This window comes from Brevibacillus sp. FW306-2-1A-C05A, assembly GCF_058781555.1.
Window position 1 is genome coordinate 19,935 of the sequence record NZ_JBYSWV010000018.1, and the last position, 20,422, is coordinate 40,356.

The following is a 20,422-nucleotide window of genomic DNA, read 5'->3' on the forward strand; positions in this document are numbered from 1 at the left end:
TAACACGAATGAAAACGAAGGACACTGACCCGGCTGTTATTCCTCGTCAAAAAAGCCGAAGTTGCGCAACATGCGCTCCTGGTTGCGCCAGTCCTTTTTCACCTTGATCCACAGCTCCAAAAACACTTGATCGCCCATCAAACGCTCGATGTCCTTACGCGCCCGTCGGCCGATCTCTTTGAGCATCTGGCCTTTTTGCCCGATCAAAATGCCGCGCTGCGAATCGCGCTCGACGTAGATCGCAGCGTAAATGTACAGCGTTTTCCCGTTTTCGCCGCGCTTCATTTCTTCCACGACGACGGCGATCGAGTGCGGCACTTCCTCGCGTGTCAGGTGCAGCACTTTTTCCCGAATCAGCTCCGCTACGACAAAGCGCTCCGGGTGATCGGTCACCTGGTCGGCCGGGTAGAACATCGGGCCTTCTTCCATTTCGCCCATGATCGCTTCGGTCAACGAACTGGTGTTGTTGCCCTGAAGCGCCGAGATCGGAACGATCTGCTTGAAATCGTACAGCTTGCGGTAGTCGTCGATGATCGGCAGCAAAGCTTCCGGATGCACCTTGTCGATTTTGTTGATGACCAAAAATACCGGGGTCTTGACTTGCTTCAGCCGCTCGATGATGTAGTCGTCACCTGCGCCGCGCTTTTCGGTCGCGTCGACGACAAACAGCACGAGATCGACTTCGTTCAGCGTGTTTTCCGCAACCGAAACCATGTAGTTACCGAGCTTGGATTGCGGCTTGTGAATGCCCGGCGTATCGAGGAAGATGATCTGCCCGTCTTCCGTCGTATGCACGGCGGTAATTTTGTTGCGCGTCGTTTGCGGCTTGTTCGACATGATCGCGATCTTGTGGCCGACGATGTGGTTCAAGAGCGTCGATTTGCCCACGTTCGGTCTGCCGACAATCGAGACGAACCCTGATTTGAATGACTTTTTGGTCTTGCGGTTATCCACGTAAATCCTCCTTGGAAAATGCCCCTGGCAACAGGGCAGATACTGTCGTTTCCTCCACGTCCCCTTTGAGGTTGGTCAAATACACCGGCATGTCCTGCGGGCACAGCTCGGCGATCACCTGACGGCAAGCGCCGCACGGAGACACCGGCCCTGGCGTATCTGCTGCCACCGCCAGCGCCTTGTAGGTGCGATCCCGCTCGGAAAACGCCTTGAACAGGGCGGTACGCTCCGCGCAGTTGCACAGCGAGTACGCCGCATTTTCGATATTGCCGCCGAGGTATACGTTGCCGCTCTCGCACAACAGCGCCGCTCCTACCTGAAACTTGGAGTACGGCACGTACGCCAGCTCCCTTGCTTCGATGGCTTTCGCCAGTAACGCTTGTTTATCCATTCTCATCATTCCTCTTATACGTAGTCTCTACCACGATTTTTCGCGAACCGGAAAAAACGCGCCTGCCCCCTGACGAAGAGACGCCAAGAGACCAGACTTCATGGCCTCCCAAAAAGGCTCGTCCGGTCAGTCGTCTATTCGGGGCCTGTCAAACGTCTGGCTGGGACATGCCGCAGGCTAGCCCGCTATTTTTTGCAGCAAAGGCGGCCCGAAGACAGCCATGCCGATAATGACAGACAAAATCGCCGCCACCAGCACAGCCCCTGCGCACGCGTCTTTGGCGATTTTCGCTTTTTCGTGCCAGTCTGGAGAGGCGAGGTCGACGACTGCCTCTACAGCCGTATTCGCCAGCTCCAGCGAAAAGACAAGGCCGATAGAAAAAAAGACCAGCAAAACATCGCTGCGCGGGATGTGCAGCCACCAGGCCGCCGCCAGTACGATTACAGCAGCGGCTACGTGGATTTGCATGTTTCGCTGTGTCTTTACGGTGTGCCCGATTCCTTGCAAGGCGTAGCCGAAGCTTTTCGCCATTCTCCGGAATTCCTTCAATGTGATCTCCTACCTCGTCAAGCCGATTTGCTCCAATACTTTTTCTTGACGGGAAAACATTTCTTTCTCCTCTTCCGGCGTACCGTGATCGTAGCCGAGCAGATGGAGAAAGCCATGCACAGCGAGAAAGCCCAGCTCTCTTTCGAAGGAGTGGCCGTAATCCTCAGCTTGCTCACGCGCTTTTTGCACGGAGATGATAATGTCTCCAAGCATATTTGGAACTTCGTCCGCTTCGCTCTCGTCGAAGAAGATTTCCATTTCGCCCTCACCCGGTTCGTTCATGGCGAAAGACAAAACGTCTGTCGGACGATCCACGCCGCGATAGTCGCGGTTCAGCTCGTGAATCCGCTCGTTGGTGACCAGCGTAACGACTACTTCTCCCTGTACGTCCTCCAGCTTTGCGCATGCTTCGAGACAGTCGGTCAGCAGTTTTTGCAGGCTTTCATCAAGCGGTTCGATTTCTTCATGGAGGATTTCTACAGATAGCACAGATGAACAATCTCCTTTTTTTTGCAAACGCGATTTATCAATAGCCGTGATCGGCTTCTTCCTTGGCATAGGCCGCGATAATTTTTTGCACCAGGCTGTGTCGCACGACATCCCCTTCTTGGAAATGGATGAAGGCTACGTCCGGTATCCGGTTCAAAATCCGCTCCGCTTCGCGCAGTCCGGACTTTTTGCCTTTGGGCAGGTCAACCTGTGTCACGTCACCCGTAATCACCATTTTGGACCCGAACCCAAGCCTGGTCAAAAACATTTTCATTTGCTCGGGAGTGGTGTTTTGCGCCTCGTCCAAAATGACGAACGAGTCTTCTAGAGTACGACCGCGCATGTACGCCAGCGGAGCGACTTCAATCAGTCCGCGCTCCATCATCTTGGCCACCTGCTCGGTGCCAAGCATGTCATACAAGGCGTCATAGAGCGGACGCAAATACGGGTCTACCTTTTCCTGCAGATCGCCAGGCAAAAATCCAAGGCTCTCTCCCGCTTCCACAGCCGGTCTGGTAAGAACGATCCGTTTGACACGTCCATTTTTCAACGCGGTCACTGCCGTAACCACCGCCAAATACGTTTTTCCCGTTCCGGCAGGCCCGATTCCGAAGACGATGTCGTGCTTCTTGATCGCCGACAAATAGTGCCGCTGGCCGAGCGTTTTGGCCCGGATCACCTTTCCGCGCTGGGTGCGTGCCACTTCCTCATCATAAACATCCAGCAGTTGCGCTGCTTCTCCCCGGCCGACGAGCATCATCGCATACGAAATGTCGCGCTCGGACAGTGCAATTCCTCTGCGGATTAGCTGCAGCAAAATGCCAATCAGCTCCGTCAGCTTATCCACTTCCGGCTTGTCGCCGCTAATGACCAGTTCGCCTTCGCGGGTCATGATTCGGGCAGGACTTTTTTCCTCGATCAGCTTTAGGTACGCGTCGTGCGGTCCAAACAACAACAAGGCCTCAGATGCGTCTGAAAACGGGATTCTTACCTCATCTTGTACGTGCAACAGGCTTCCATCTCCTTGCAACGGTTATCAGCAATATGACGTCACGGATTGCCATTGTTCACGGGTGCCTGGGGGATGATCGGCTGTTCAACGGCAATTTCTTCAATGACGGAAAAATGAATGCTTACGTAAACTTTACCATTCTCTGCGGTGACGTGCAAAACTTTTTCGTCCTGAATAAACGCATCTTTACCAGCTTTTTGCAAAATGTCTGCTCTGGCGAATTTTTTCGCTATCTCCGTCGCCTCTTCTGCGCTCAATTGCTTCGTAATCGGCTCGATTTGCGTGTACGTGACCGTTTTCCAGCCGATCGGCGACGTGTACCCGGCGTAAGAGGGGACGTACCGTTTTTCTTCGGTCTGGGCGTCGGCAAACCCTTCCTTGTTGAACGGCCACACCTGGATCGCGTACGGCCCCACCAGCAAGTACTGCTGCTCCTGGCGCTCTCCGGTCAAGCGGTAGAGCGTTTGCTTCAGCGGCACCGAGGTGTTGCTGACATACCAGACCTCCCCTTGCACCTTGCCGCGCGCCGAAACAGCCTGCTGGCGCTCTTCGTTGCCGATAATGCCCGAGATAAGCACCTGGCCTTTTTCGACGAGCTGGTTGTTCGTCACCTGGCTTTTGCCCACTTCGGGGAGAATTTTGTGGATGACCGCGCGCTTTTTCGCCACGAGATGGCGCGGCCCCGTCGCTAGCGGCTTGACAGGCGCTTCCTTCTCCACCACTTGCAGCCTGACCTTCGTGCCCTGGATGTCGATGCCGACCCAGGCCGCTTCCGGCAGCAGGCTCAGCAGCTCTTTTTGCAAAAGCAGCGGTTCCTTTAGTTTGACCTTCCAGGCCCCTTCTTTAATCCCGATCTGATCGGCGGCTTTAATCACCCGCGCCGGATCAATATGCTTGGTTCCGGTCACCTCGACGCTCCAGACAAACGAGGAGAGCATGTACAATCCGATAAAAAACAAAACCGCGCCAATAGCCAGTCCCGCGCGCCTGCGCACGCGCAAGAGCCAAAAAGGCAGGCCGTCCCTGTTTTCCACATGGCTGCGACAGCCTGTCTCCTTCAACAGCGGCCGCAGGCGAAAATAGTCGCGAATCAGTATATCGCAGCGGCTCACCTCCGAACCGACCCTGCGAATATTCCAGATTCGGATGCCATCCCGTACGGCCATATTCAGCAAACGCTCAAAACGCTTACCCCGTACGGTGATGGTGATGTGTCCATCTACCCATTCCTTGAGTCCGTTTCGCATATGTGCCGTCTCCACCTTTCTTTGTGCTACGAGCCCTGCGGCCCCGTCTCCAAAAATTTGACCCCGCCAATTCTTCCTTCGAGTAGCACTTCTTCCGGCAAAATCGCTCTTATGACAAGCTGTTCGCCTGAGACAATCATCTGCCCGTTTGTCAACAGCAAGCGCAGCTCATGTTCGCTGAAATGCAGAACACCGCGATGATTCTCTATGTACATTTGCAAGTGACCGATCATCGTAATGCGCGGGACTTCCAGGACCACATCTTGCGGCAGATCCAACACACCTCCGGCCAACTGGCGCAGACGGCGGCTCCAACGCTTCATGGATAAGCCCCCCTTCTACTGGCGCACGCGCCTTGTTTTCTACAACGGGTCATGCCAAAATCGCTTCCGGGCATCTGGTGCAATATCATTCTTACCTATGCGTATGCGAGCGAACTGTGCGGCATTCATACGAAAACCTGCGCTTTCGCATTTCCAAAGAGGGGGCAGATTTTTTTGCGAAAAGGGGCGTGGACAACCAAAAAAAGACCTCCGTCACTCGGGAGTCCCAAGTGCCAGAGGCCTATCGCTGCTGTTCTTTCTCAAGGAAGGCGGACAACTGTCGTTCGCTTCGTGTAAGCACCTTCCATTTTTTCAAGACGCGCTTTACTTTTTCCGCGGAGCACCCGCAAGCAATGGCCGTTTCGTAGATGGATTTCTTTTCAAAAATGGCAAGCCGAATCACTTTTTGGCGAAAGCGCCCCATTTGCTCAAAGATTTGCTGATTCATTGCTTGTCCACTACCCCTTATCTTTATTGGAACAAATTTCTATACTTTCAGGATAGTCAACCGCCTTGATGGACACAAGCCCAAGTTTTCGACAAACGCAATTAGAAAACTTGGCTGCGCCAATGGCTTGGCGCAGCCTTAGTTGCCCTTATACTGGATAAGAATCTTAGAAATTTTTATCTGTACAAAAAAACAGGCGAACATGACGTTCACCTGTTTTCGCTTGGCCGCTACTTGGCCGATTTGCGAGAGCGCTCGGCGAAGTATGGCGCTTTGGAGCGCGGCTCGCCGAAAATCAGCGCCCACTTCATGCCTTCACGCGGATCGACGGTGCTGGCAGGCTGCGGCTTCGCTCGCTGTGGAGCCGACTGTGCCGCCGCCGCGGACAGGCGAATCGCGGAGCCTGTCGAAGCGCGTACAGGTTCCGAAAATGCCCATTCCTGCTCCACTCCGACGCCTTCCATCGATTCTGTGTCTCGGTCCATCGGCTCGTATTTGGCGGAGGCTCGCACCGTTTTCCGCTCCTCCGTCACAGCAGGCTCTTGCCTAGCCCATGGCGTCTCGACAGGCGTAAGGGGGCGGTTCGGTCTCCCTTGCGACATCTTCTTCCCTTTGCCATTTCCTTTGCCGCCCAATCCAAGCAGCTTGTAGCCGATGTAGCCCAAAATGATAAACCAGTACTTTCCAATCAGAGGCAGAAGCCAGCCAAACAAGTCAAAGAGGAGATCCAAGAGATCGTCCATGGCGATCGCCCTTACTCTTTCTTGTCAGGCGAGGCAGGGTCCTGTTTGTCTCCTGGATGCCCGAACGATTGACGCATTTGCGTATCGGCTGCAATGTTTTGCAGGTTGTAGTAATCCATGACGCCCATTTTGCCGCTGGTCAGCGCTTCTGCCAAAGCAAGTGGAACCTGTGCCTCTGCCTCTACTACTTTCGCTTTCATTTCCTGTACGCGAGCGATCATTTCCTGCTCTTGGGCAACCGCCATCGCGCGGCGCTCCTCCGCTTTTGCCTGGGCGATGCGCTTGTCGGCTTCGGCCTGGTCGGTTTGCAGTTGCGCCCCGATGTTTTTGCCTACATCGACGTCCGCGATATCAATGGAGAGAATTTCGAATGCCGTTCCTGCATCCAGACCTTTGTTCAGTACGGTTTTGGAGATGAGGTCCGGATTTTCCAATACGTCCTTGTGGCTCGCGGACGAACCGATTGTCGAAACAATCCCTTCCCCGACGCGGGCGATGATCGTTTCTTCCCCCGCACCACCGACCAGACGGTCAATGTTGGCGCGTACCGTTACTTTTGCTTTTGTGCGCAGCTCGATACCGTCTTTGGCCATGGCTGCTACGACTGGCGTTTCGATAACTTTCGGGTTCACGCTCATTTGTACCGCTTCCAAGACGTCGCGCCCTGCCAGGTCAATCGCTGCGGCGCGCTCAAAGCCGAGCGGAATATCTGCGCGCTGCGCGGCTACCAATGCGTCCACGACACGGTCTACGTTATCGCCTGCCAAGTAGTGGCTCTCCAACTGGTTTGTATCCAACTGCAAGCCAGCTTTGCGCGCCTTGATGAGCGGATTTACGATGCGCGACGGAACGACGCGGCGAAGGCGCATGGCGACGAGCGTAATAATCCCGATGTTCACGCCCGAGGCGAGCGCGGAAATCCAGAGCATCACGGGAACAAACGAGAAGAAAATCGAGAGAGCTACGATGGCGACCGCCACCATAAATATGAGAGGTATCAATCCACTTTCCAACATGTGCAGTTCACTCCTTTATTCTTGTTCGGCTACGACGACGCGCGTGCCTTCCACTTGCACGACGACAATCGCCGTTCCGGCGTCGATAAAGCCTCCGGCCGAAACCGCATCGACGCGTTTTCCATCCACTTTCACGACACCAGCCGGACGCAAAGGCGTCAGGGCAACACCTGTTTTCCCTGCGAGGTCACGCTGGTCCTTCGGCGCCACATATCCTTCCTCGTTGCGCTGCGCGTCGCCGAGAACGAATTTGCCAAGCAGACCTTTGACGCCGTACCGTTTGATGAGCAGAAATGCCACCAGAGCCGTGACGATTGCCGCGAGCCCCAGCGAGGCGAGCCCTTGCTGCGTGTCGTAGGCAGCCATCACCAGGCCGGTCACGATGCTGATAAACCCGATCGCTCCGACGATACCGCCTGGCAGGAATATTTCCAAGATCATGAGTAAAATTCCGATGACAAACAGACCGATGTGCAGCCAGTTTGCAAAGCCTGCCACATAATGACCGAAGAAATACAGGCCGAAGGAAACCAAAGAGATCGTACCCGCGACCCCAAAGCCGGGTGCAAACAGCTCAACCACAATTCCTACCAGGCCGATGACCAACAGCAGGCTCATGACGTACGGGCTGGTCACCCAGCGCGCGACCTTTTCCCCGCCTGTCGGCTCGATCACCTGAAGGGAATCGCCCGGAACACCAAGGCTGGCCAGCAGCTCTTCCTTGCCGGAAACGACGCGGTCCGCGTAGCCCAACGTTTTGGCTTGCTGGGCGTCGAGCGAGAGCACCGTTCCTTTCGGCTTCAAGCCGGGAAACTCCGTATCCATTTCGACCATGGCCCGCGCCACATCAGGGTTGCGATTGTTCAAGCTGGCGGCCGCCGACATTTTTTTGCTCCATCCGGAGATGAACTTGATATCGGCTGCGTTGCCTGCCAGGTCAATCGGAGTCGCCGCCCCCATGCTGCTGCCTGGCGTCATAATGATTTCATTGGCATTCAAAGCGATGTAGGTACCCGCTGAAAAAGCTTGATTGTCAATGTAGGCAATGGTATGCATGGGAGATTGGCGGATGAGCTGCCCAATCTGGTCGGCAGCATCCACTTCGCCACCTGGCGTATTAATATGCAAGATGACAAGGTCTGCCTGCTGCTCCTGCGCGTCCGCGAAAGCTCTCTCCAAGAAGCTCTCCAGGCCGCGCTCAATCGTGTTGTCTACCGGAATCCAGACGGCTTTTTGATAAGACTGTGCAAACGTCCCTGGCGCTGCCAAAAACATCGAAAGCCCCATCATCAGGCAGAGAAACGAAAAGAGCAATCGCACACGGCGTAAAGCTGGCCTTGTTGCAGTCATTGCATTTACCTCCTTCCTCGTATCAGCTTCAACTTATGCCCAATAAGGTATACGAAGGAGAGGGAAGATTGTTTCAGATTTTTGTCAATAAGATGACCGCTCAAGCACCTTGACACGCCGCAAGCCGTATGTACCGCAAATTCCTCTGGGGGAAAAGAAAAAACCCAGCCATCATCTGGCTGAGTTTTCTCGTTCGTATCTATATGAGGTGTTGCTTGTCTACGATGGTAGTTCCTCAGATACAATCTTTTGCACGAGGGTTCCGTCTGCTCTGCCTTTCACTTTCGGCATGATTGCCCCCATCACTTTGCCCATCTCTTTTTTGGAGGCGGCATTTGTGGCGGCAATTGCTTCCCGAACGATATCGCGAATTTCGTCTTCGCTGAGCTGAGCGGGCAAGTAAGCGGAGAGCACGTCGATCTCTTCGCGCGATTTTAAGGCAAGTTCCTCACGGCCTGCCTTCTCGAATTCGTGGAGGGATTCACGGCGTTGTTTTAACTCACGAGTCAAGATGGTCAGCACTTCGTCTTCAGACAAAGTTCTGCCTTTGTTAATCTCTTCATTCTTTAAAGCGGCTTTCACCATGCGAATAACAGAGAGTTTTAGAGCAGCTTTGTCTTTCATTGCTTGCTTCATATCTTGATCGAGTCGCTCCATTACACTCATGATGGGCCCTCCGTCCATTAATACTTACGTTTGCGAGCTGCTTCGGATTTCTTTTTGCGCCTAATGCTAGGCTTCTCAAAGTGACGACGTTTACGCAGTTCCGCCATCACCCCGGATTTGGCGCTCTCACGCTTGAAGCGGCGAAGTGCGCTATCCAAAGACTCGTTTTTCTTGACTCGAATTTCTGCCATTTGTCTTCCCTCCCTCCGCTAAAACCGTGGGACGCCTGAATCGTGGTACGAACAGACTGTCACACTTCATTATAGGATAGATGACTAATGAAGGTCAACCTTTAGTTCATTTTTATTCGTGAAATCCTGACAAGAGGTGGTAATGAATGTGGAAAACTTCTTGTCCGCCTTCTTTTCCGCAGTTATTTACCAGGCGAAAACCGGACAGCTCCAGCTTTTTCGCCAACGTCTGCGCCACCCGGTGAATGTGGCCGATCAGCGGCAAATCTTCCTCCGTCACATCCATCAGTGTCGGAATCGGCTTGCGCGGGATAATCAGCAGATGGACGCGCGCCTTTGGTGCGATGTCATGAATGACGATGACCTGTTCGTCTTCGTATTCCACGCGGGCTGGAATTTCGCCCTCCATAATCCGGGTAAAAATGCTCTTCTCCATTTTGGCAACCCCTTTCAGCTATGTATATGGCTTCGACGATTTCAAGGCACAGACAGTATCATGATAGCGGACGGCACGCGGCAAATGCAACGGCCAGTCCCGCACTTTTGTCTTGCGGCCTTCCCGGGCGCGTGGTAGCATGACTTCGAGGATTCACGAGTTCGTGAACAACACGACTTCGCAGCTTCACGTTCGCGTTGTCGGCTTCCCGGTGGAGATAGATCCATGGATCAATAGAAAAAGGAGTTCGTGCACATGAAACCAATTGCACTGGAACAGGCCACAATCAATGCAGAAGGACTCTTGCTGGCAGGCTCCCCGCATCTTGTCTTGTCATCCGTTCACTTTGACACCCGCCAACTGAAAGCGGGTTCTTTATTCGTGGCGCTGACTGGCGGCGTTCGGGACGGCCACGACTTTTTGCTGCAAGCAGCCGAGCAAGGAGCAGTCGCGGCGCTCGTATCCAATCAGGAAAAAATTCCTGCGGGCTTGCCCGATGAGTTCGGGCTGATTCTCGTCAACGACACGTTGCGCGGTTTTCAAAAGCTGGCAGCCGCCTATCGGAAAGACTTTTCGATCCCGCATATCGCGATTACGGGCAGCATCGGGAAAACGACGGTGAAGGACATCGTAGCCCACGTACTCGAAGCGCGCTCCCCTGTCTACAAGACATATAAAAACTTGAACAATCATTTAGGCGTGCCGCTTTCCTTGCTACAAATGGAGCCGGAACATCAGGCCGCCGTCCTGGAGCTGGGGATGAACCACGCCGGGGAAATCGACTTGCTCGCCAGCCTGGTCAAGCCGCAAATCAGCGTGATTACGTACATTGGCGAATCGCATCTGGAGTTTTTCGGCACGCGGGAAAAAATTGCGCTCGCCAAGGCAGAGCTGCTGCCGCATACAGCCCCGGACGGCCTCGTCCTGCTGAACAAGGATTCGGAGTACTTGCCGCGCATTGCCCACCTGTATTCCGGCGAGATCATGTACTACTCGGTCAAGGAGCCTTGTGACCTGTGGGCAGAGCAAATCGAGCCGACCGACAGCGGGACGCAGTTTGACGTCTGCTTCGCTTCTGGGGAGCGCTTTTCCGCCTTCCTCCCGCTGCACGGCAAGCATAGCGTGCTGAACGCCCTGCCAGCTGTCGCCATCGCTAGACGCCTTGGCATGAGCGCCGAGCAGATCGTCGAAGCATTGTCGACTGTCAAGCTGTCCGCCATGCGCTTTGAGCAGGTGCCCTCCAGGCACGGCGCGCTGTACATCAGCGACGCCTACAACGCCAGCCCGTCGTCGATGGAAGCTGCTGCGCGCACGTTTGCCGAGCTGTTTTTCGCCCGCAAAAAAGTGCTCGTGCTCGGCGACATGTACGAGATGGGCCCGCAAAGCGCACAGATGCACGCGGGGGTCGGCCAAGCGCTCACAGACATTGCGGACCGCATCGAGCTGCTCGTCACCGTCGGCGAAGACAGCCGCCACCTGCACGATGCCTACGGCGGCCACAAGCTGCATGTTGCCACGAAGGCCGAGGCGCTTTCCGCTCTTTTGCCGCTGCGCGACGAGCGCCACGCCTTTTTGTTCAAAGCGTCAAAAGGCATGGAGCTGTGGACGCTGCTCTCCGATCTGGAAAATCGCGATTAAAAAACAGCGCCTCTCGTCCTGTACGGGAGGCGCTGTTTCATGTGCGGCAGCGGCTATGGCTCCTGCGGCTCGCAGCGTGCCGGGGGCGTGCTCGGGTCAAGAGCCCGGTGTGCCTGCTGTTCGCTTTTGGCTTTTTGCGGGCGGCGTGGCGAAAAAGAAAAAGGCGCTATTTGCTAGCACCTTTCCTTTTGCCTATTCCAACCCTTCCGCTTCGACGATGTTGCGCTGCTTGTCAGCGTGGCGCTCGAGCGCGAGCTGCACCAGGCGGTCAATCAGCTCGCTGTAGCTGACACCCGCTGCCTGAAACAGCATCGGGTACATGCTGAACGGCGTGAAGCCTGGCATCGTGTTCACTTCGTTGATGTACAGTTTGTCATTTTTCTCGTCCCAGAAAAAGTCGACGCGGGAGAGCCCGGAACCATCCAGCGCCTGGAACGCTTTTTTCGCAATGTCGGCGATCCCGTCTGCGACATGCTCGGGAATGACGGCAGGAATGGACAACTCTGTGCCCGCTCCCTTGTACTTGGCTTCGTAATCGTAAAATTCCTTGGCGGCGATGATCTCGCCCACCACAGACGTCACAAGCTCCTCGTTGCCGAGTACGCCAATTTCCAGCTCCCGCGCCTGGACAAACTCTTCCACGATCAGTCTGCGGTCAAAACGGGCAGCCAGATTGAGCGCTTGCACCAGCTCCGCACGGTTTTTCGCCTTGCTGATCCCGACGCTAGAGCCCATGTTCGCTGGCTTGACAAAGCACGGATAGCCGAGTTTGCGCTCGATGTTTTCCGCGACTTCCTCGGGGTTTTTCTCCCATTGCGAGCGCAAAAGACCGACGTACTTGACCTGCGGCAAACCTACTTGGGCGAAGACGGTTTTCATCATCCATTTGTCCATGCCGACCGCGGAGGCCATGACGCCCGTGCCGACATAAGGCAGGTTGGCAAGCTCGAGCATCCCCTGAATCGTGCCGTCCTCGCCGTTTGGGCCGTGGACGACCGGAAAGATCACATCTACCTGCTGGCCGATGGAAAACAACGATGCCGGCTTGCTCGCCGGGATGAGTTCCTGTCCCGATCCGGTTGCCTGGTTGATCGCCTGGTCGCCTGTCGTCAAGCGCAGCGCGTCGATTTTTTCCGGCAGTTGGCCTGCCAGCGCCTCTCCTTTTACCCAGGAGCCGTCCAATTGCACGTAAATTGGCGTTACCTCGTATTTATTCGCATCCACAGCCTTCATGATCGACAAGGCCGTCCGCAAAGAAACCTCGTGCTCCGAGGATTTTCCCCCATAAATAATTCCCAGACGGATTTTTTCTGTTCCCATCCGTGCCATGCTCCTTTCCTCTGTGGCAGGCAAAGAGTCTACCTTAGTTTCATCTCTCTCCTATGCTATGCACGCGCCCAGCATCTGCACTTTGTACCGTGCAAAAGCTCGTCATTTAGCATACACAAACCGACCGACAAATACAAGAGAAGCAAGTATCACCCACCGCGAAACTTCGTCATATCATGGGAAGTAAAAACCCTGTCATGGAGCTATTTTGCTGGAGGGATGTCCATGAGAGACTACTTGCTTTACTGTACGTATTGCTCCACGTACACGCTGCTGCACAGCTATGACAAAGACAACGGCGCCTTTTTGGGGGAGTACTCGCTCCTTCACAACGACTACACGCGGGACAGCATCGTCCTGAACAAATTTTTGCTCGCTCACCTCGGTCACACCATCCGGCCGATTCCCTCCCAGACGGATGACTATCGGCAAATTATTTGCAACGCCTCCCATTTTCTCGAGGATGACATCGACAAATATGTGGAGGAAAGCCAGCAACGGGCGAAGTTCCGGGAGCGGAACCGCAAGAGCGAGCGCGAAATCGGCCAGGTCCAGCTCTACCTCATCGAGCATTTGCTGACCCACGAGCTGCAAACATTAAGCCAGGCCCGCGCCGCTACCCCCGCCGAAGGACAAGTCTTGCTCGGAAAAGAGCTCGGCTTCAAAAAAGCTCTCGACCTCGTCCGGCAGGTGAAAAACGACAAGCAGTTTGCGCAATAAGCCTGGCAGGCTGGCGAAATCGGCGCGCGGATGTCAGCCAGCTAGCGCGAGCAGCGACCCCATTCCACGTGAACGCAAAAACAGCGCCAGATACGCTTCGGCGCTGTTTTCTTTTTCTACTTGCGATCGCGCACTTCAAAAATGGCGAACTTCAAGTAATGCGCTTCGTCGGCCCCGCTGATTTGCGGGTGGTCTTTCCCGGCTCCGCGCCACTCGATCAGCCGCAAGATTTTTTTCGCATCGACGGCCGCTTCCTGGATCGTTTCCAAAAACAGCTCCGGCGACATATGGTACGAGCAGGAGGCAGTGACCAAAAAACCGCCCGGACGGACGAGCTTCATCCCGTTCAGGTTGATATCCTTGTAACCGCGGCAGGCGCCTTTGACTGCGCCACGCGACTTGGCGAAAGCTGGCGGATCGAGAATGACCACGTCCCAGCTTTTGCCCGCCTCCACGTTTTCCCGCAAATAGTCAAACGCATTGGCTACGACAAACTCGACGCGGTGCAAAAAGCCGTTCAAGGTGATGTTGCGCTTCGCCGTTTCGATGGCGTGCTCGGAGATGTCGAGCGCCGTCACTTTTTTCGCCCCGTGCTTGCAGGCGTTCAGCGTGAACGAGCCTGTATGCGTGAAGCACTCCAGCACCTCTGCCCCGTCCCAGAACGGATTTTTGACTACTTTTCCCCGCTTGTCGACGGGCATGAGCTTTTGCTCGCCATCTGTTTCTACCTGCTGTAGTGTAATGCCGTGCTTTTCGCCCCAACCTTTCATCAATGGCGCGATCGAAGCGCGGTTTTCCCGCTGGTCGTAGAAAAATCCGGTTTTTTGCCCCTCGACGATATCCACATAGTACTTCAGACCGTTTTCCTCGATCAATACTTCACGCGGACATTCTCCGTACAGAACGCCTTTTCCTTCCGCCAGCCCTTCCAGCTTGCGCACAGGCACGTCGTTGCGCAAATAGATGCCCGTCGGCGCAAACACTTCCACGAGCGCATCGGAAATCCAGTCGATCCGCTTTTCCATGCCCAGCGAAAGAACTTGTACGACCAGCGTATCCTCGTAGCGGTCCACGATCAGCCCAGGCAAAAAATCGGCCTCGCCGTAAATGACGCGGCAGGCGCGAGGGTTGTCCACAAATCTGTCGCGAAACTGTGCAGCTTGTCTGATTTTGCGCAAGAAAAACGCATAGTCGATCGCTTCGTTCGGGTCGTAGCTCAAAATGCGCACGATCATTTGCGATGCTGGGTTGATGTAGCCTTTTGCCAAAAAGTGTCCTTTGTGGTTCGTCACTTCGACGATTTCACCCGGCACGACCTCGCCCTGAATTTCCAATACTTCCGACTGAAAAACCCACGGGTGGCCCGCTTCTAGCCGCTTTTTCCGATGCTGATTCAGTAGCACTCTCGCCATGCAGTCAGTCCTCTCCTTGTCATGCTTGCCCCTGTACAGGCATAGCGTTATAGTAACTTCCTTTACGGTTGGCCCCGCGTTTTTAACGGCCAGCCTCGCTTGCTATTGTAATCAAGAAGGAGGAACCCAACTTGTGATGTTCTCCATCCTCGCCCCGTTTACGCTCGGGCTCTGTTTTTTTCTGCTTGGTATGTATGCGATGCGGACCGGCTTTCAAAATCTGGCAGGCAAAAAAATGGAAGAATGGATGTCGCGCTTCACCCGCACGCCCTACCATAGCTTCTGGGTCGGACTGATCGCCACGTTTGTCCTGCAAAGCTCCAGCGCCGTAACCGTCCTGACCATCGGCCTGACCAATGCGGGCATCATCCAGTTCGCCCAGACAGTCGGCATCATCCTCGGGACCAATCTGGGCACAACGGTGACGACAGAGCTGGTCGCATTGAAACTGGAGTCGTTTGCCATCCCGATGTTGCTCGTCGGCGTGGCTCTCTGGCTGATGCCCCGCCCGAACGTTCGCTGCACAGGGCTTGTCATTGCGGGCTTCGGCCTGATCTTCCTCGGGATTGATACGTTGAAGCTGATGGCAAAGCCGTTGGAACAGTCCGAGACGTTCCGCTCCCTTTTCCTGGAAAGCAGCCACTCCATCTGGATCGGGCTTGTCACCGGGATCATTTTCACCGCGCTCATCCACAGCGGATCAGCGACGACCGTCATTACGATGGGGCTGCTCACCCATCAGATTTTGTCCATGGAGACAGCGCTTGCCATCGTGCTTGGGGCCAATATCGGCACATGCTTCACCGCTGTCATTGCCGCGATCGGAACGAATACGGCCTCGAAGCAGGTTGCCTGGTGCCATACGCTCTTCAACGTCGCAGGCGCGATTGTCTTTTTGCCTTTTTTATCCCAGCTTGCCCAGGTCAGCGCCTTTTTAACGGCAAGCCCTTCGATGCAAATCGCCCATTCGCAGACGCTCTTCAATCTGATCTGCTCCATGGCCGCCTTGCCGTTTGTGCCCCAGATTGCCCGCTTCATCCAGTGGATCATTCCAGATAAGCGGCAGCCGCCTACACCGACCGTATGGCTTAAAAAGAAAACGGGATGAGGTAGAGCGAGGTGACGACGCCCGCAACGATCATCGCGACGCTCGAAGCCGCTGTCTGGACAGGGGAAATCCGGTTCAAGCTGGCTGTTCCAATCGCATGCGCGCTCGTTCCCACGGCGATCCCGATTGCCCAGTCATCTGTAATCCGGCCCCATTTGAGGACAGGTCGCGCGATCATCACTCCGACCATGCCTGTCAGTGCGGTAAAAAAGGCAGCGAGAGCAGGCACTCCGCCAATCGAGGCAGCCAGCTCCAACGCAATCGGCGTCGTGACCGATTTGCTCAGCATGCTTTTCAGCAGCATATCGTCTGAGCCAAAGCACCAGTGGATCGCATACACAGACGCAATCGCCACGGCACACCCCGCGCAGACTCCGAGCAAAACGCCGCGCCAGATGTGGGCAAACTCTCTGATTTGTCTGGCGAGCGGAACCGCCAACGCGACGGTAGCCGGACCGAGCCAGAACGAAATCCACTGTCCTCCGGCAGAAAAAGCTTCCCAGTCACCGCTTGCGGCCCACCAGATGACCCAGACGAGCACGACCGCCACAATCAGCGGCTGCAAGCGGGGAAAGCGGGCGTTGACCAGCATCGCCCCGCGATAGCCCGCCAGCGTGACCAGGATCGCGAACCATTGGCTAAGCATCCAGCGTCCTCCTTCCTTCCGGCACGGAAGCTTGCGTCTTCTTCTGCTGCTGGCGGCGCAAATAGCTCTGGACGACACGGCCAGTCACGAGCATGACGAGCATCGGCGCTACAATCATCGACAGCGCAATCGACCATGGAGCCTGGGCAAACAAATTCAAATAGCTGGCCACCCCGACGATAATCGGAACGAAAAACAGCATCATGTGGCGAACGAGAAACGTGCTCGCCCGCTCTACCCACTCCATCCGAACCCAGCCCGTGACAAGCCCCAGCGTCAACAAGAGCATCCCGACCAGGTTGCCAGGCAAAGGGATATGCAGCCACTTGCTCGCAAGCACCCCCACTCCATAAAAAGCAAGAAGAATACCGATCCCCGTGACCATTTTCATCTGCCACACCCCTCTCCCGCTTTCTCCTCTCGTCTTCTTTTGTTTCGGTCGTTTCATGCAAAAAAAGTAGGAAAAAGCCCGGCCTTACTTGGCCAGGCTTTGCTTGTGCATGCTAGTATCCGCTGCCTGTTGCTTTTGCGCCCGTCACAATCGAAATGCCGGAGCTTGTACCGATACGGCTCGCCCCTGCCTCGATCATCGCGAGAGCTGCCTCGCCGTCGCGCACGCCGCCGGATGCTTTTACCCCGATATCAGGGCCGACGGTTTTGCGCATCAAAGCAATGTCTTCTACCGTTGCTCCACCTGGTCCAAAGCCGGTGGACGTTTTCACGTAATCCGCGCCTGCTTCCACGCAGAGCTTGCACGCGATTTCTTTTTCCTGGTCCGTGAGAAGACCTGTCTCCAAAATCACTTTCACAAGCACGTCTCCCGCCGCTTGCTTCACGGCAGCCACATCCTGCTTCACGGTTTCCAGGTCACCGGATTTCAGGGCGCCGACGTTCAGCACCATATCGACTTCTGTTGCGCCGTTGGCAATCGCGTCGCGCGTTTCCGCCACTTTTGCCGCCGTCGTGTTCGCTCCCAGAGGGAAGCCGATCACGGTGCACACTTTCACATCTGTACCCGCCAACAGCTCGGCAGAACGCTTCACCCAGTATGGATTGACGCACACAGACATGAAATCGTGCTCTTTCGCTTCCGCGCAGAGCTTGTCGATCATCTCCTGCGTAGCTTCCGGCTTCAAAAGGGTATGGTCGATAAATTTGTTCAATTGCATAAACTACACCTCAATCCCGAGTTTTTGGAAGGCAAGGCGAAAAATGTCGTCGTTGTTCCGGTATCCGCGCTGCAGTTGCAGCTCCCAGGCCTCTTTGGCAGGATGCCAATGAACATCGTTGATTTCTTCCAGTTGCACTGTAATCTCTGTATTGTAGGCTTCCACCAGATAATAGTGGACTTCCTTGTCGACGGACTCCCCCGTCACCGGATGCGTGTAGACGTAGGTAATCATGTCCAGCTTGGCGTCGAGACGCCCTGCGACTCCTGTCTCCTCCAACACTTCACGCAAAGCGGTTTCTTCAATCGTCTCGCCGATTTCCTGCTTGCCTTTTGCCAGCGTGACTTTGCCATAGCGGTCTTCGATCAAAAGAAGCATGTGCTGTCCGTCTTGCAACTGATAGACTACGCCTCCTGCCGATATCTCCTTCATATGGCTCGCTCCTTCAAATAAGGCAGCAGCTCCGTCTCAACGACGCGGACAAAAGTCCCTTGGCAATATTCAGAGCCTGGTTTGTCCAGTCTGACCTTGCAAATTTTTCCGATCATGCTCTCGTCGCCAGGGAACACGACGTTCAGGTAGTTGTCAGAGTAGCCCATCAACAGGCCGCTGTCCGGCGCATCTTTGAACGGGCGCTCTGGAATCACTTCCAGCACGTCGCCGACGAATTGCTTGGAGTACGCCATGGTCAGCTCCTGGTTCAGCTCAAGCAATTTCGTTACGCGCTCGTGTTTTTCCTCTTCCGGAATCTGATCGGTCATCCGGGCGGCTGGCGTACCTGTCCGCATCGAGTACGGGAATACGTGCAGCTCCGCAAAGCCGATTTTTTTGATGAAGTTGTAGCCGTTCATGAACTGCTCCTCGGTCTCGCCCGGGAAGCCGACAATGACGTCTGTGGTGATCGCCGCACCCGGCAGCGCTTCACGCACTTTCACCATTTTTTCGTAAAACTCAGCCGTTGTGTACTTGCGGCGCATGCGCTTCAACACTTCGTCGTCGCCCGCCTGCAGCGGCACGTGCAGATGGCGTACGACGCGGTCGGAATTGTTGATGACTTCGATGACTTCATCGGTAATCTGGCTCGCCTCGATCGAGCTGATGCGGATGCGCTTGAGCCCATCCACCTGATGCAAGTCGACCAGCAACTTGGCCAGGTTGTAGTCTTCCAGGTCTTCGCCGTATCCGCCTGTATGAATCCCGGTCAGAACGATTTCCAGGTAGCCTGCTTCCACAAGCTTTTTCGCCTGCTCGACAACGCTCTCCGGCTTGCGGGAGCGCATCAGGCCGCGCGCCCACGGAATGATGCAAAACGTGCAAAAGTTGTTGCAGCCTTCCTGAATTTTCAGCGAGGCGCGGGTTCTGTCCGTGAAGTTCGGGACGTCCAGCTCCTCAAACTCGCGAGCTTTCATGATGTTGCCAACCGCGTTGATCGGCTTGCGCTCGGCTTGAATTTGCTTGACGTATTCGGTCAGCTTCTCGCGGCCTTGCGTTCCCACGACGATATCCACGCCCGGGATTTGCGCGATCTCGCTGGGAGATGTTTGCGCATAACAGCCGGTTACCGCGACAATCGCGTCCGGGTTGCGGCGAATCGCGCGGCGGATGACCTGACGGCTCTTTTTATCACCTGTATTCGTAACGGTACAAGTATTAATCACGTAAACATCTGCGTCGTCCTGTTCAAAGTCGACTCGCTCGTAGCCTTCTGCCTTGAACAGTTGCCAGATCGCCTCTGTCTCATAGCTGTTCACTTTGCAGCCTAATGTATGAAAAGCAACGGTAGACATTGCCATTCCTCCTTTCGCTTGCGCTCATCCTTTGCGATGCGATGAAGCTTTTCGTTCAAACTGGTAGGAAGCGGCGGCGAGCACGTATTGGCTTGCCGTTTCCGTGCGCAAAATGCGGGGGCCAAGCGACACTGTCAAAAATCCTTTGCTCTCCGCCTGGGCTACTTCCTCCGGGGAAAAGCCCCCTTCAGGGCCAATCAGGACGAGCAGGGAATCGCCAGCCGACATCTGCTCCAGCACCTCATGAACGGTCGTACTGCCTTCCTTTTCATAGGCGATGGCCACATGCGTATAGGCTTGCCCTGCCGCAAGCGCCTCGCGAAACGAAACAGGTGCGAGCAGCTCAGGCAAAACGGCCCTGTGCGACTGCTCGGCTGCCTCCTTGACGATTTTGCGCCAGCGCTCCAGCTTTTTCGCTTCTTTTTTGGCGTCCAGTTTTACGATGGTCCGTTCAGAGGAAAACGGAAAAAAGGAGTACGCTCCGAGTTCCGTCCCCTTTTGCAAGATCCACTCCATCTTCTCGCCTTTTGGCATGCCTTGCCCAATGGTAACGCGGATCGGCAGTTCGCGCTCTTCCTGGAGCAGTTCGATCACTTCTGCCTGGACTTCCTTGGCAGACAAACTGACGAGCCTGGCTCGCGCCGATCTACCCGCTCCGTCAGAGACGAGGATTTCGTCCCCGATCCGCGCTCGCATCACGTTTACGATATGGTGAACATCGTCTCCGATAATCGTTAGCTCATGCTCATGAAAGAGATGTGGCTCGACAAAATATCGTTGCATCTCGCCAACCTCACT

Annotated in this window: 25 protein-coding genes; 3 read left to right on the top strand and 22 right to left on the bottom strand. The window is 55.2% G+C overall.

Annotation, left to right across the window (positions count from 1 at the left end; translation table 11 throughout):
• Window positions 1-36 precede the first annotated feature (36 nt).
• The 14 genes from era to AC3WJN_RS12945 all read right to left on the bottom strand — a co-directional run bounded on the left by era (window position 37) and on the right by AC3WJN_RS12945 (window position 9,815).
• Entirely contained in the window at window positions 37-954 is a 918-nt protein-coding gene (gene era, locus AC3WJN_RS12880) for a GTPase Era (RefSeq protein ID WP_005833053.1), read from the bottom strand.
• Entirely contained in the window at window positions 947-1,345 is a 399-nt protein-coding gene (gene cdd / locus AC3WJN_RS12885; RefSeq protein WP_005833055.1) for a cytidine deaminase, read from the bottom strand. Before cdd ends, era begins: the two co-directional genes overlap by 8 nt.
• 177 nt (window positions 1,346-1,522) lie before the next feature.
• Window positions 1,523-1,894 carry a diacylglycerol kinase family protein gene (locus AC3WJN_RS12890; protein WP_007777594.1) on the bottom strand — a complete coding sequence of 124 codons (372 nt, stop codon included), beginning with the start codon at window positions 1,892-1,894 and terminating at the stop codon, window positions 1,523-1,525.
• A 9-nt stretch (window positions 1,895-1,903) separates the two neighbouring features.
• The gene (gene ybeY, locus AC3WJN_RS12895) at window positions 1,904-2,383 is read right to left on the bottom strand and encodes an rRNA maturation RNase YbeY (protein ID WP_005833060.1); all 480 of its coding nucleotides are present in this window, start codon (window positions 2,381-2,383) and stop codon (window positions 1,904-1,906) included.
• Between the two features lie 37 nt (window positions 2,384-2,420).
• Complete coding sequence (locus tag AC3WJN_RS12900; RefSeq protein ID WP_005833062.1) at window positions 2,421-3,392, bottom strand: PhoH family protein; 972 nt, start codon at window positions 3,390-3,392, stop codon at window positions 2,421-2,423.
• 41 nt (window positions 3,393-3,433) lie between these two features.
• On the bottom strand, window positions 3,434-4,642 hold the full coding sequence (yqfD, locus tag AC3WJN_RS12905; RefSeq protein WP_007777588.1) for a sporulation protein YqfD: 1,209 nt from the start codon (window positions 4,640-4,642) through the stop codon (window positions 3,434-3,436).
• 26 nt (window positions 4,643-4,668) lie between these two features.
• Window positions 4,669-4,965: a sporulation protein YqfC gene (gene yqfC, locus AC3WJN_RS12910; RefSeq protein ID WP_007777585.1), complete on the bottom strand. Its 297-nt coding sequence runs from the start codon at window positions 4,963-4,965 to the stop codon at window positions 4,669-4,671.
• Between the two features lie 241 nt (window positions 4,966-5,206).
• Window positions 5,207-5,413, bottom strand: coding sequence for a hypothetical protein (locus AC3WJN_RS12915; protein ID WP_005833066.1), 207 nt, complete (start codon window positions 5,411-5,413; stop codon window positions 5,207-5,209).
• 230 nt (window positions 5,414-5,643) lie between these two features.
• Complete coding sequence (locus AC3WJN_RS12920; protein WP_005833069.1) at window positions 5,644-6,156, bottom strand: hypothetical protein; 513 nt, start codon at window positions 6,154-6,156, stop codon at window positions 5,644-5,646.
• Window positions 6,157-6,167: 11 nt separating this feature from the next.
• Window positions 6,168-7,172: a flotillin-like protein FloA gene (gene floA, locus AC3WJN_RS12925; protein WP_007777578.1), complete on the bottom strand. Its 1,005-nt coding sequence runs from the start codon at window positions 7,170-7,172 to the stop codon at window positions 6,168-6,170.
• Between the two features lie 15 nt (window positions 7,173-7,187).
• Window positions 7,188-8,522 carry an NfeD family protein gene (locus AC3WJN_RS12930; protein ID WP_007777576.1) on the bottom strand — a complete coding sequence of 445 codons (1,335 nt, stop codon included), beginning with the start codon at window positions 8,520-8,522 and terminating at the stop codon, window positions 7,188-7,190.
• Between the two features lie 219 nt (window positions 8,523-8,741).
• Entirely contained in the window at window positions 8,742-9,188 is a 447-nt protein-coding gene (locus AC3WJN_RS12935) for a GatB/YqeY domain-containing protein (protein WP_005833074.1), read from the bottom strand.
• A gap of 17 nt (window positions 9,189-9,205) precedes the next feature.
• A complete protein-coding gene (rpsU, locus tag AC3WJN_RS12940) occupies window positions 9,206-9,379 on the bottom strand; it encodes a 30S ribosomal protein S21 (RefSeq protein WP_005833076.1) in 174 nt (57 codons plus the stop codon).
• A gap of 112 nt (window positions 9,380-9,491) precedes the next feature.
• Complete coding sequence (locus AC3WJN_RS12945; protein WP_005833078.1) at window positions 9,492-9,815, bottom strand: histidine triad nucleotide-binding protein; 324 nt, start codon at window positions 9,813-9,815, stop codon at window positions 9,492-9,494.
• A 255-nt stretch (window positions 9,816-10,070) separates the two neighbouring features.
• Between AC3WJN_RS12945 and AC3WJN_RS12950 the strand changes: the two genes are divergently transcribed.
• Window positions 10,071-11,453 carry a UDP-N-acetylmuramoyl-tripeptide--D-alanyl-D-alanine ligase gene (locus AC3WJN_RS12950; protein ID WP_007777573.1) on the top strand — a complete coding sequence of 461 codons (1,383 nt, stop codon included), beginning with the start codon at window positions 10,071-10,073 and terminating at the stop codon, window positions 11,451-11,453.
• Window positions 11,454-11,645: 192 nt separating this feature from the next.
• Here the strand turns inward: AC3WJN_RS12950 and AC3WJN_RS12955 are convergent, their stop codons facing one another.
• On the bottom strand, window positions 11,646-12,773 hold the full coding sequence (locus AC3WJN_RS12955; protein WP_005833082.1) for a D-alanine--D-alanine ligase: 1,128 nt from the start codon (window positions 12,771-12,773) through the stop codon (window positions 11,646-11,648).
• 234 nt (window positions 12,774-13,007) lie between these two features.
• On the opposite strand from AC3WJN_RS12955, the gene AC3WJN_RS12960 reads away from it, so the two are divergent.
• Window positions 13,008-13,502, top strand: coding sequence for a hypothetical protein (locus AC3WJN_RS12960; RefSeq protein WP_007777570.1), 495 nt, complete (start codon window positions 13,008-13,010; stop codon window positions 13,500-13,502).
• Between the two features lie 116 nt (window positions 13,503-13,618).
• Here AC3WJN_RS12960 and AC3WJN_RS12965 read toward each other — a convergent pair whose 3' ends face one another.
• The gene (locus AC3WJN_RS12965; protein ID WP_005833084.1) at window positions 13,619-14,914 is read right to left on the bottom strand and encodes a class I SAM-dependent rRNA methyltransferase; all 1,296 of its coding nucleotides are present in this window, start codon (window positions 14,912-14,914) and stop codon (window positions 13,619-13,621) included.
• Window positions 14,915-15,047: 133 nt separating this feature from the next.
• Between AC3WJN_RS12965 and AC3WJN_RS12970 the strand changes: the two genes are divergently transcribed.
• The gene (locus AC3WJN_RS12970; protein WP_007777562.1) at window positions 15,048-16,022 is read left to right on the top strand and encodes a Na/Pi cotransporter family protein; all 975 of its coding nucleotides are present in this window, start codon (window positions 15,048-15,050) and stop codon (window positions 16,020-16,022) included.
• On the opposite strand, the gene AC3WJN_RS12975 is transcribed toward AC3WJN_RS12970, so the two are convergent.
• The 6 genes from AC3WJN_RS12975 to AC3WJN_RS13000 form a co-directional block, all read right to left on the bottom strand.
• Window positions 16,003-16,668: an LrgB family protein gene (locus AC3WJN_RS12975; protein WP_005833089.1), complete on the bottom strand. Its 666-nt coding sequence runs from the start codon at window positions 16,666-16,668 to the stop codon at window positions 16,003-16,005. The two genes, AC3WJN_RS12970 and AC3WJN_RS12975, sit on opposite strands and share 20 nt — an antisense overlap.
• Complete coding sequence (locus AC3WJN_RS12980; RefSeq protein ID WP_005833091.1) at window positions 16,661-17,059, bottom strand: CidA/LrgA family protein; 399 nt, start codon at window positions 17,057-17,059, stop codon at window positions 16,661-16,663. Before AC3WJN_RS12980 ends, AC3WJN_RS12975 begins: the two co-directional genes overlap by 8 nt.
• Window positions 17,060-17,171: 112 nt before the next feature.
• Window positions 17,172-17,837, bottom strand: a complete 666-nt coding sequence (gene deoC, locus AC3WJN_RS12985) for a deoxyribose-phosphate aldolase (RefSeq protein ID WP_005833092.1) — start codon at window positions 17,835-17,837, stop codon at window positions 17,172-17,174.
• Between the two features lie 3 nt (window positions 17,838-17,840).
• A complete protein-coding gene (locus AC3WJN_RS12990) occupies window positions 17,841-18,269 on the bottom strand; it encodes an NUDIX hydrolase (RefSeq protein ID WP_005833094.1) in 429 nt (142 codons plus the stop codon).
• Window positions 18,266-19,624, bottom strand: a complete 1,359-nt coding sequence (gene mtaB, locus AC3WJN_RS12995; RefSeq protein ID WP_005833096.1) for a tRNA (N(6)-L-threonylcarbamoyladenosine(37)-C(2))-methylthiotransferase MtaB — start codon at window positions 19,622-19,624, stop codon at window positions 18,266-18,268. Before mtaB ends, AC3WJN_RS12990 begins: the two co-directional genes overlap by 4 nt.
• A gap of 24 nt (window positions 19,625-19,648) precedes the next feature.
• Window positions 19,649-20,407, bottom strand: coding sequence for a 16S rRNA (uracil(1498)-N(3))-methyltransferase (locus AC3WJN_RS13000; RefSeq protein WP_005833098.1), 759 nt, complete (start codon window positions 20,405-20,407; stop codon window positions 19,649-19,651).
• Window positions 20,408-20,422: the final 15 nt, after the last annotated feature.

What these genes read in the sequence shown, in the direction of transcription:
- AC3WJN_RS12915 (WP_005833066.1), bottom strand. Translation starts at nt 5,413, where the DNA reads ATGAATCAGCAAATCTTTGAGCAAATGGGGCGCTTTCGCCAAAAAGTG.
- cdd (WP_005833055.1), bottom strand. Translation starts at nt 1,345, where the DNA reads ATGGATAAACAAGCGTTACTGGCGAAAGCCATCGAAGCAAGGGAGCTG.
- AC3WJN_RS12920 (WP_005833069.1), bottom strand. Translation starts at nt 6,156, where the DNA reads ATGGACGATCTCTTGGATCTCCTCTTTGACTTGTTTGGCTGGCTTCTG.
- AC3WJN_RS12960 (WP_007777570.1), top strand. Translation starts at nt 13,008, where the DNA reads ATGAGAGACTACTTGCTTTACTGTACGTATTGCTCCACGTACACGCTG.
- deoC (WP_005833092.1), bottom strand. Translation starts at nt 17,837, where the DNA reads ATGCAATTGAACAAATTTATCGACCATACCCTTTTGAAGCCGGAAGCT.
- AC3WJN_RS12945 (WP_005833078.1), bottom strand. Translation starts at nt 9,815, where the DNA reads ATGGAGAAGAGCATTTTTACCCGGATTATGGAGGGCGAAATTCCAGCC.
- AC3WJN_RS12935 (WP_005833074.1), bottom strand. Translation starts at nt 9,188, where the DNA reads ATGAGTGTAATGGAGCGACTCGATCAAGATATGAAGCAAGCAATGAAA.
- mtaB (WP_005833096.1), bottom strand. Translation starts at nt 19,624, where the DNA reads ATGTCTACCGTTGCTTTTCATACATTAGGCTGCAAAGTGAACAGCTAT.
- AC3WJN_RS12955 (WP_005833082.1), bottom strand. Translation starts at nt 12,773, where the DNA reads ATGGGAACAGAAAAAATCCGTCTGGGAATTATTTATGGGGGAAAATCC.
- AC3WJN_RS12965 (WP_005833084.1), bottom strand. Translation starts at nt 14,914, where the DNA reads ATGGCGAGAGTGCTACTGAATCAGCATCGGAAAAAGCGGCTAGAAGCG.
- AC3WJN_RS13000 (WP_005833098.1), bottom strand. Translation starts at nt 20,407, where the DNA reads ATGCAACGATATTTTGTCGAGCCACATCTCTTTCATGAGCATGAGCTA.
- AC3WJN_RS12930 (WP_007777576.1), bottom strand. Translation starts at nt 8,522, where the DNA reads ATGACTGCAACAAGGCCAGCTTTACGCCGTGTGCGATTGCTCTTTTCG.
- AC3WJN_RS12975 (WP_005833089.1), bottom strand. Translation starts at nt 16,668, where the DNA reads ATGCTTAGCCAATGGTTCGCGATCCTGGTCACGCTGGCGGGCTATCGC.
- yqfC (WP_007777585.1), bottom strand. Translation starts at nt 4,965, where the DNA reads ATGAAGCGTTGGAGCCGCCGTCTGCGCCAGTTGGCCGGAGGTGTGTTG.
- AC3WJN_RS12990 (WP_005833094.1), bottom strand. Translation starts at nt 18,269, where the DNA reads ATGAAGGAGATATCGGCAGGAGGCGTAGTCTATCAGTTGCAAGACGGA.
- yqfD (WP_007777588.1), bottom strand. Translation starts at nt 4,642, where the DNA reads ATGCGAAACGGACTCAAGGAATGGGTAGATGGACACATCACCATCACC.
- rpsU (WP_005833076.1), bottom strand. Translation starts at nt 9,379, where the DNA reads ATGGCAGAAATTCGAGTCAAGAAAAACGAGTCTTTGGATAGCGCACTT.
- AC3WJN_RS12980 (WP_005833091.1), bottom strand. Translation starts at nt 17,059, where the DNA reads ATGAAAATGGTCACGGGGATCGGTATTCTTCTTGCTTTTTATGGAGTG.
- AC3WJN_RS12950 (WP_007777573.1), top strand. Translation starts at nt 10,071, where the DNA reads ATGAAACCAATTGCACTGGAACAGGCCACAATCAATGCAGAAGGACTC.
- floA (WP_007777578.1), bottom strand. Translation starts at nt 7,172, where the DNA reads ATGTTGGAAAGTGGATTGATACCTCTCATATTTATGGTGGCGGTCGCC.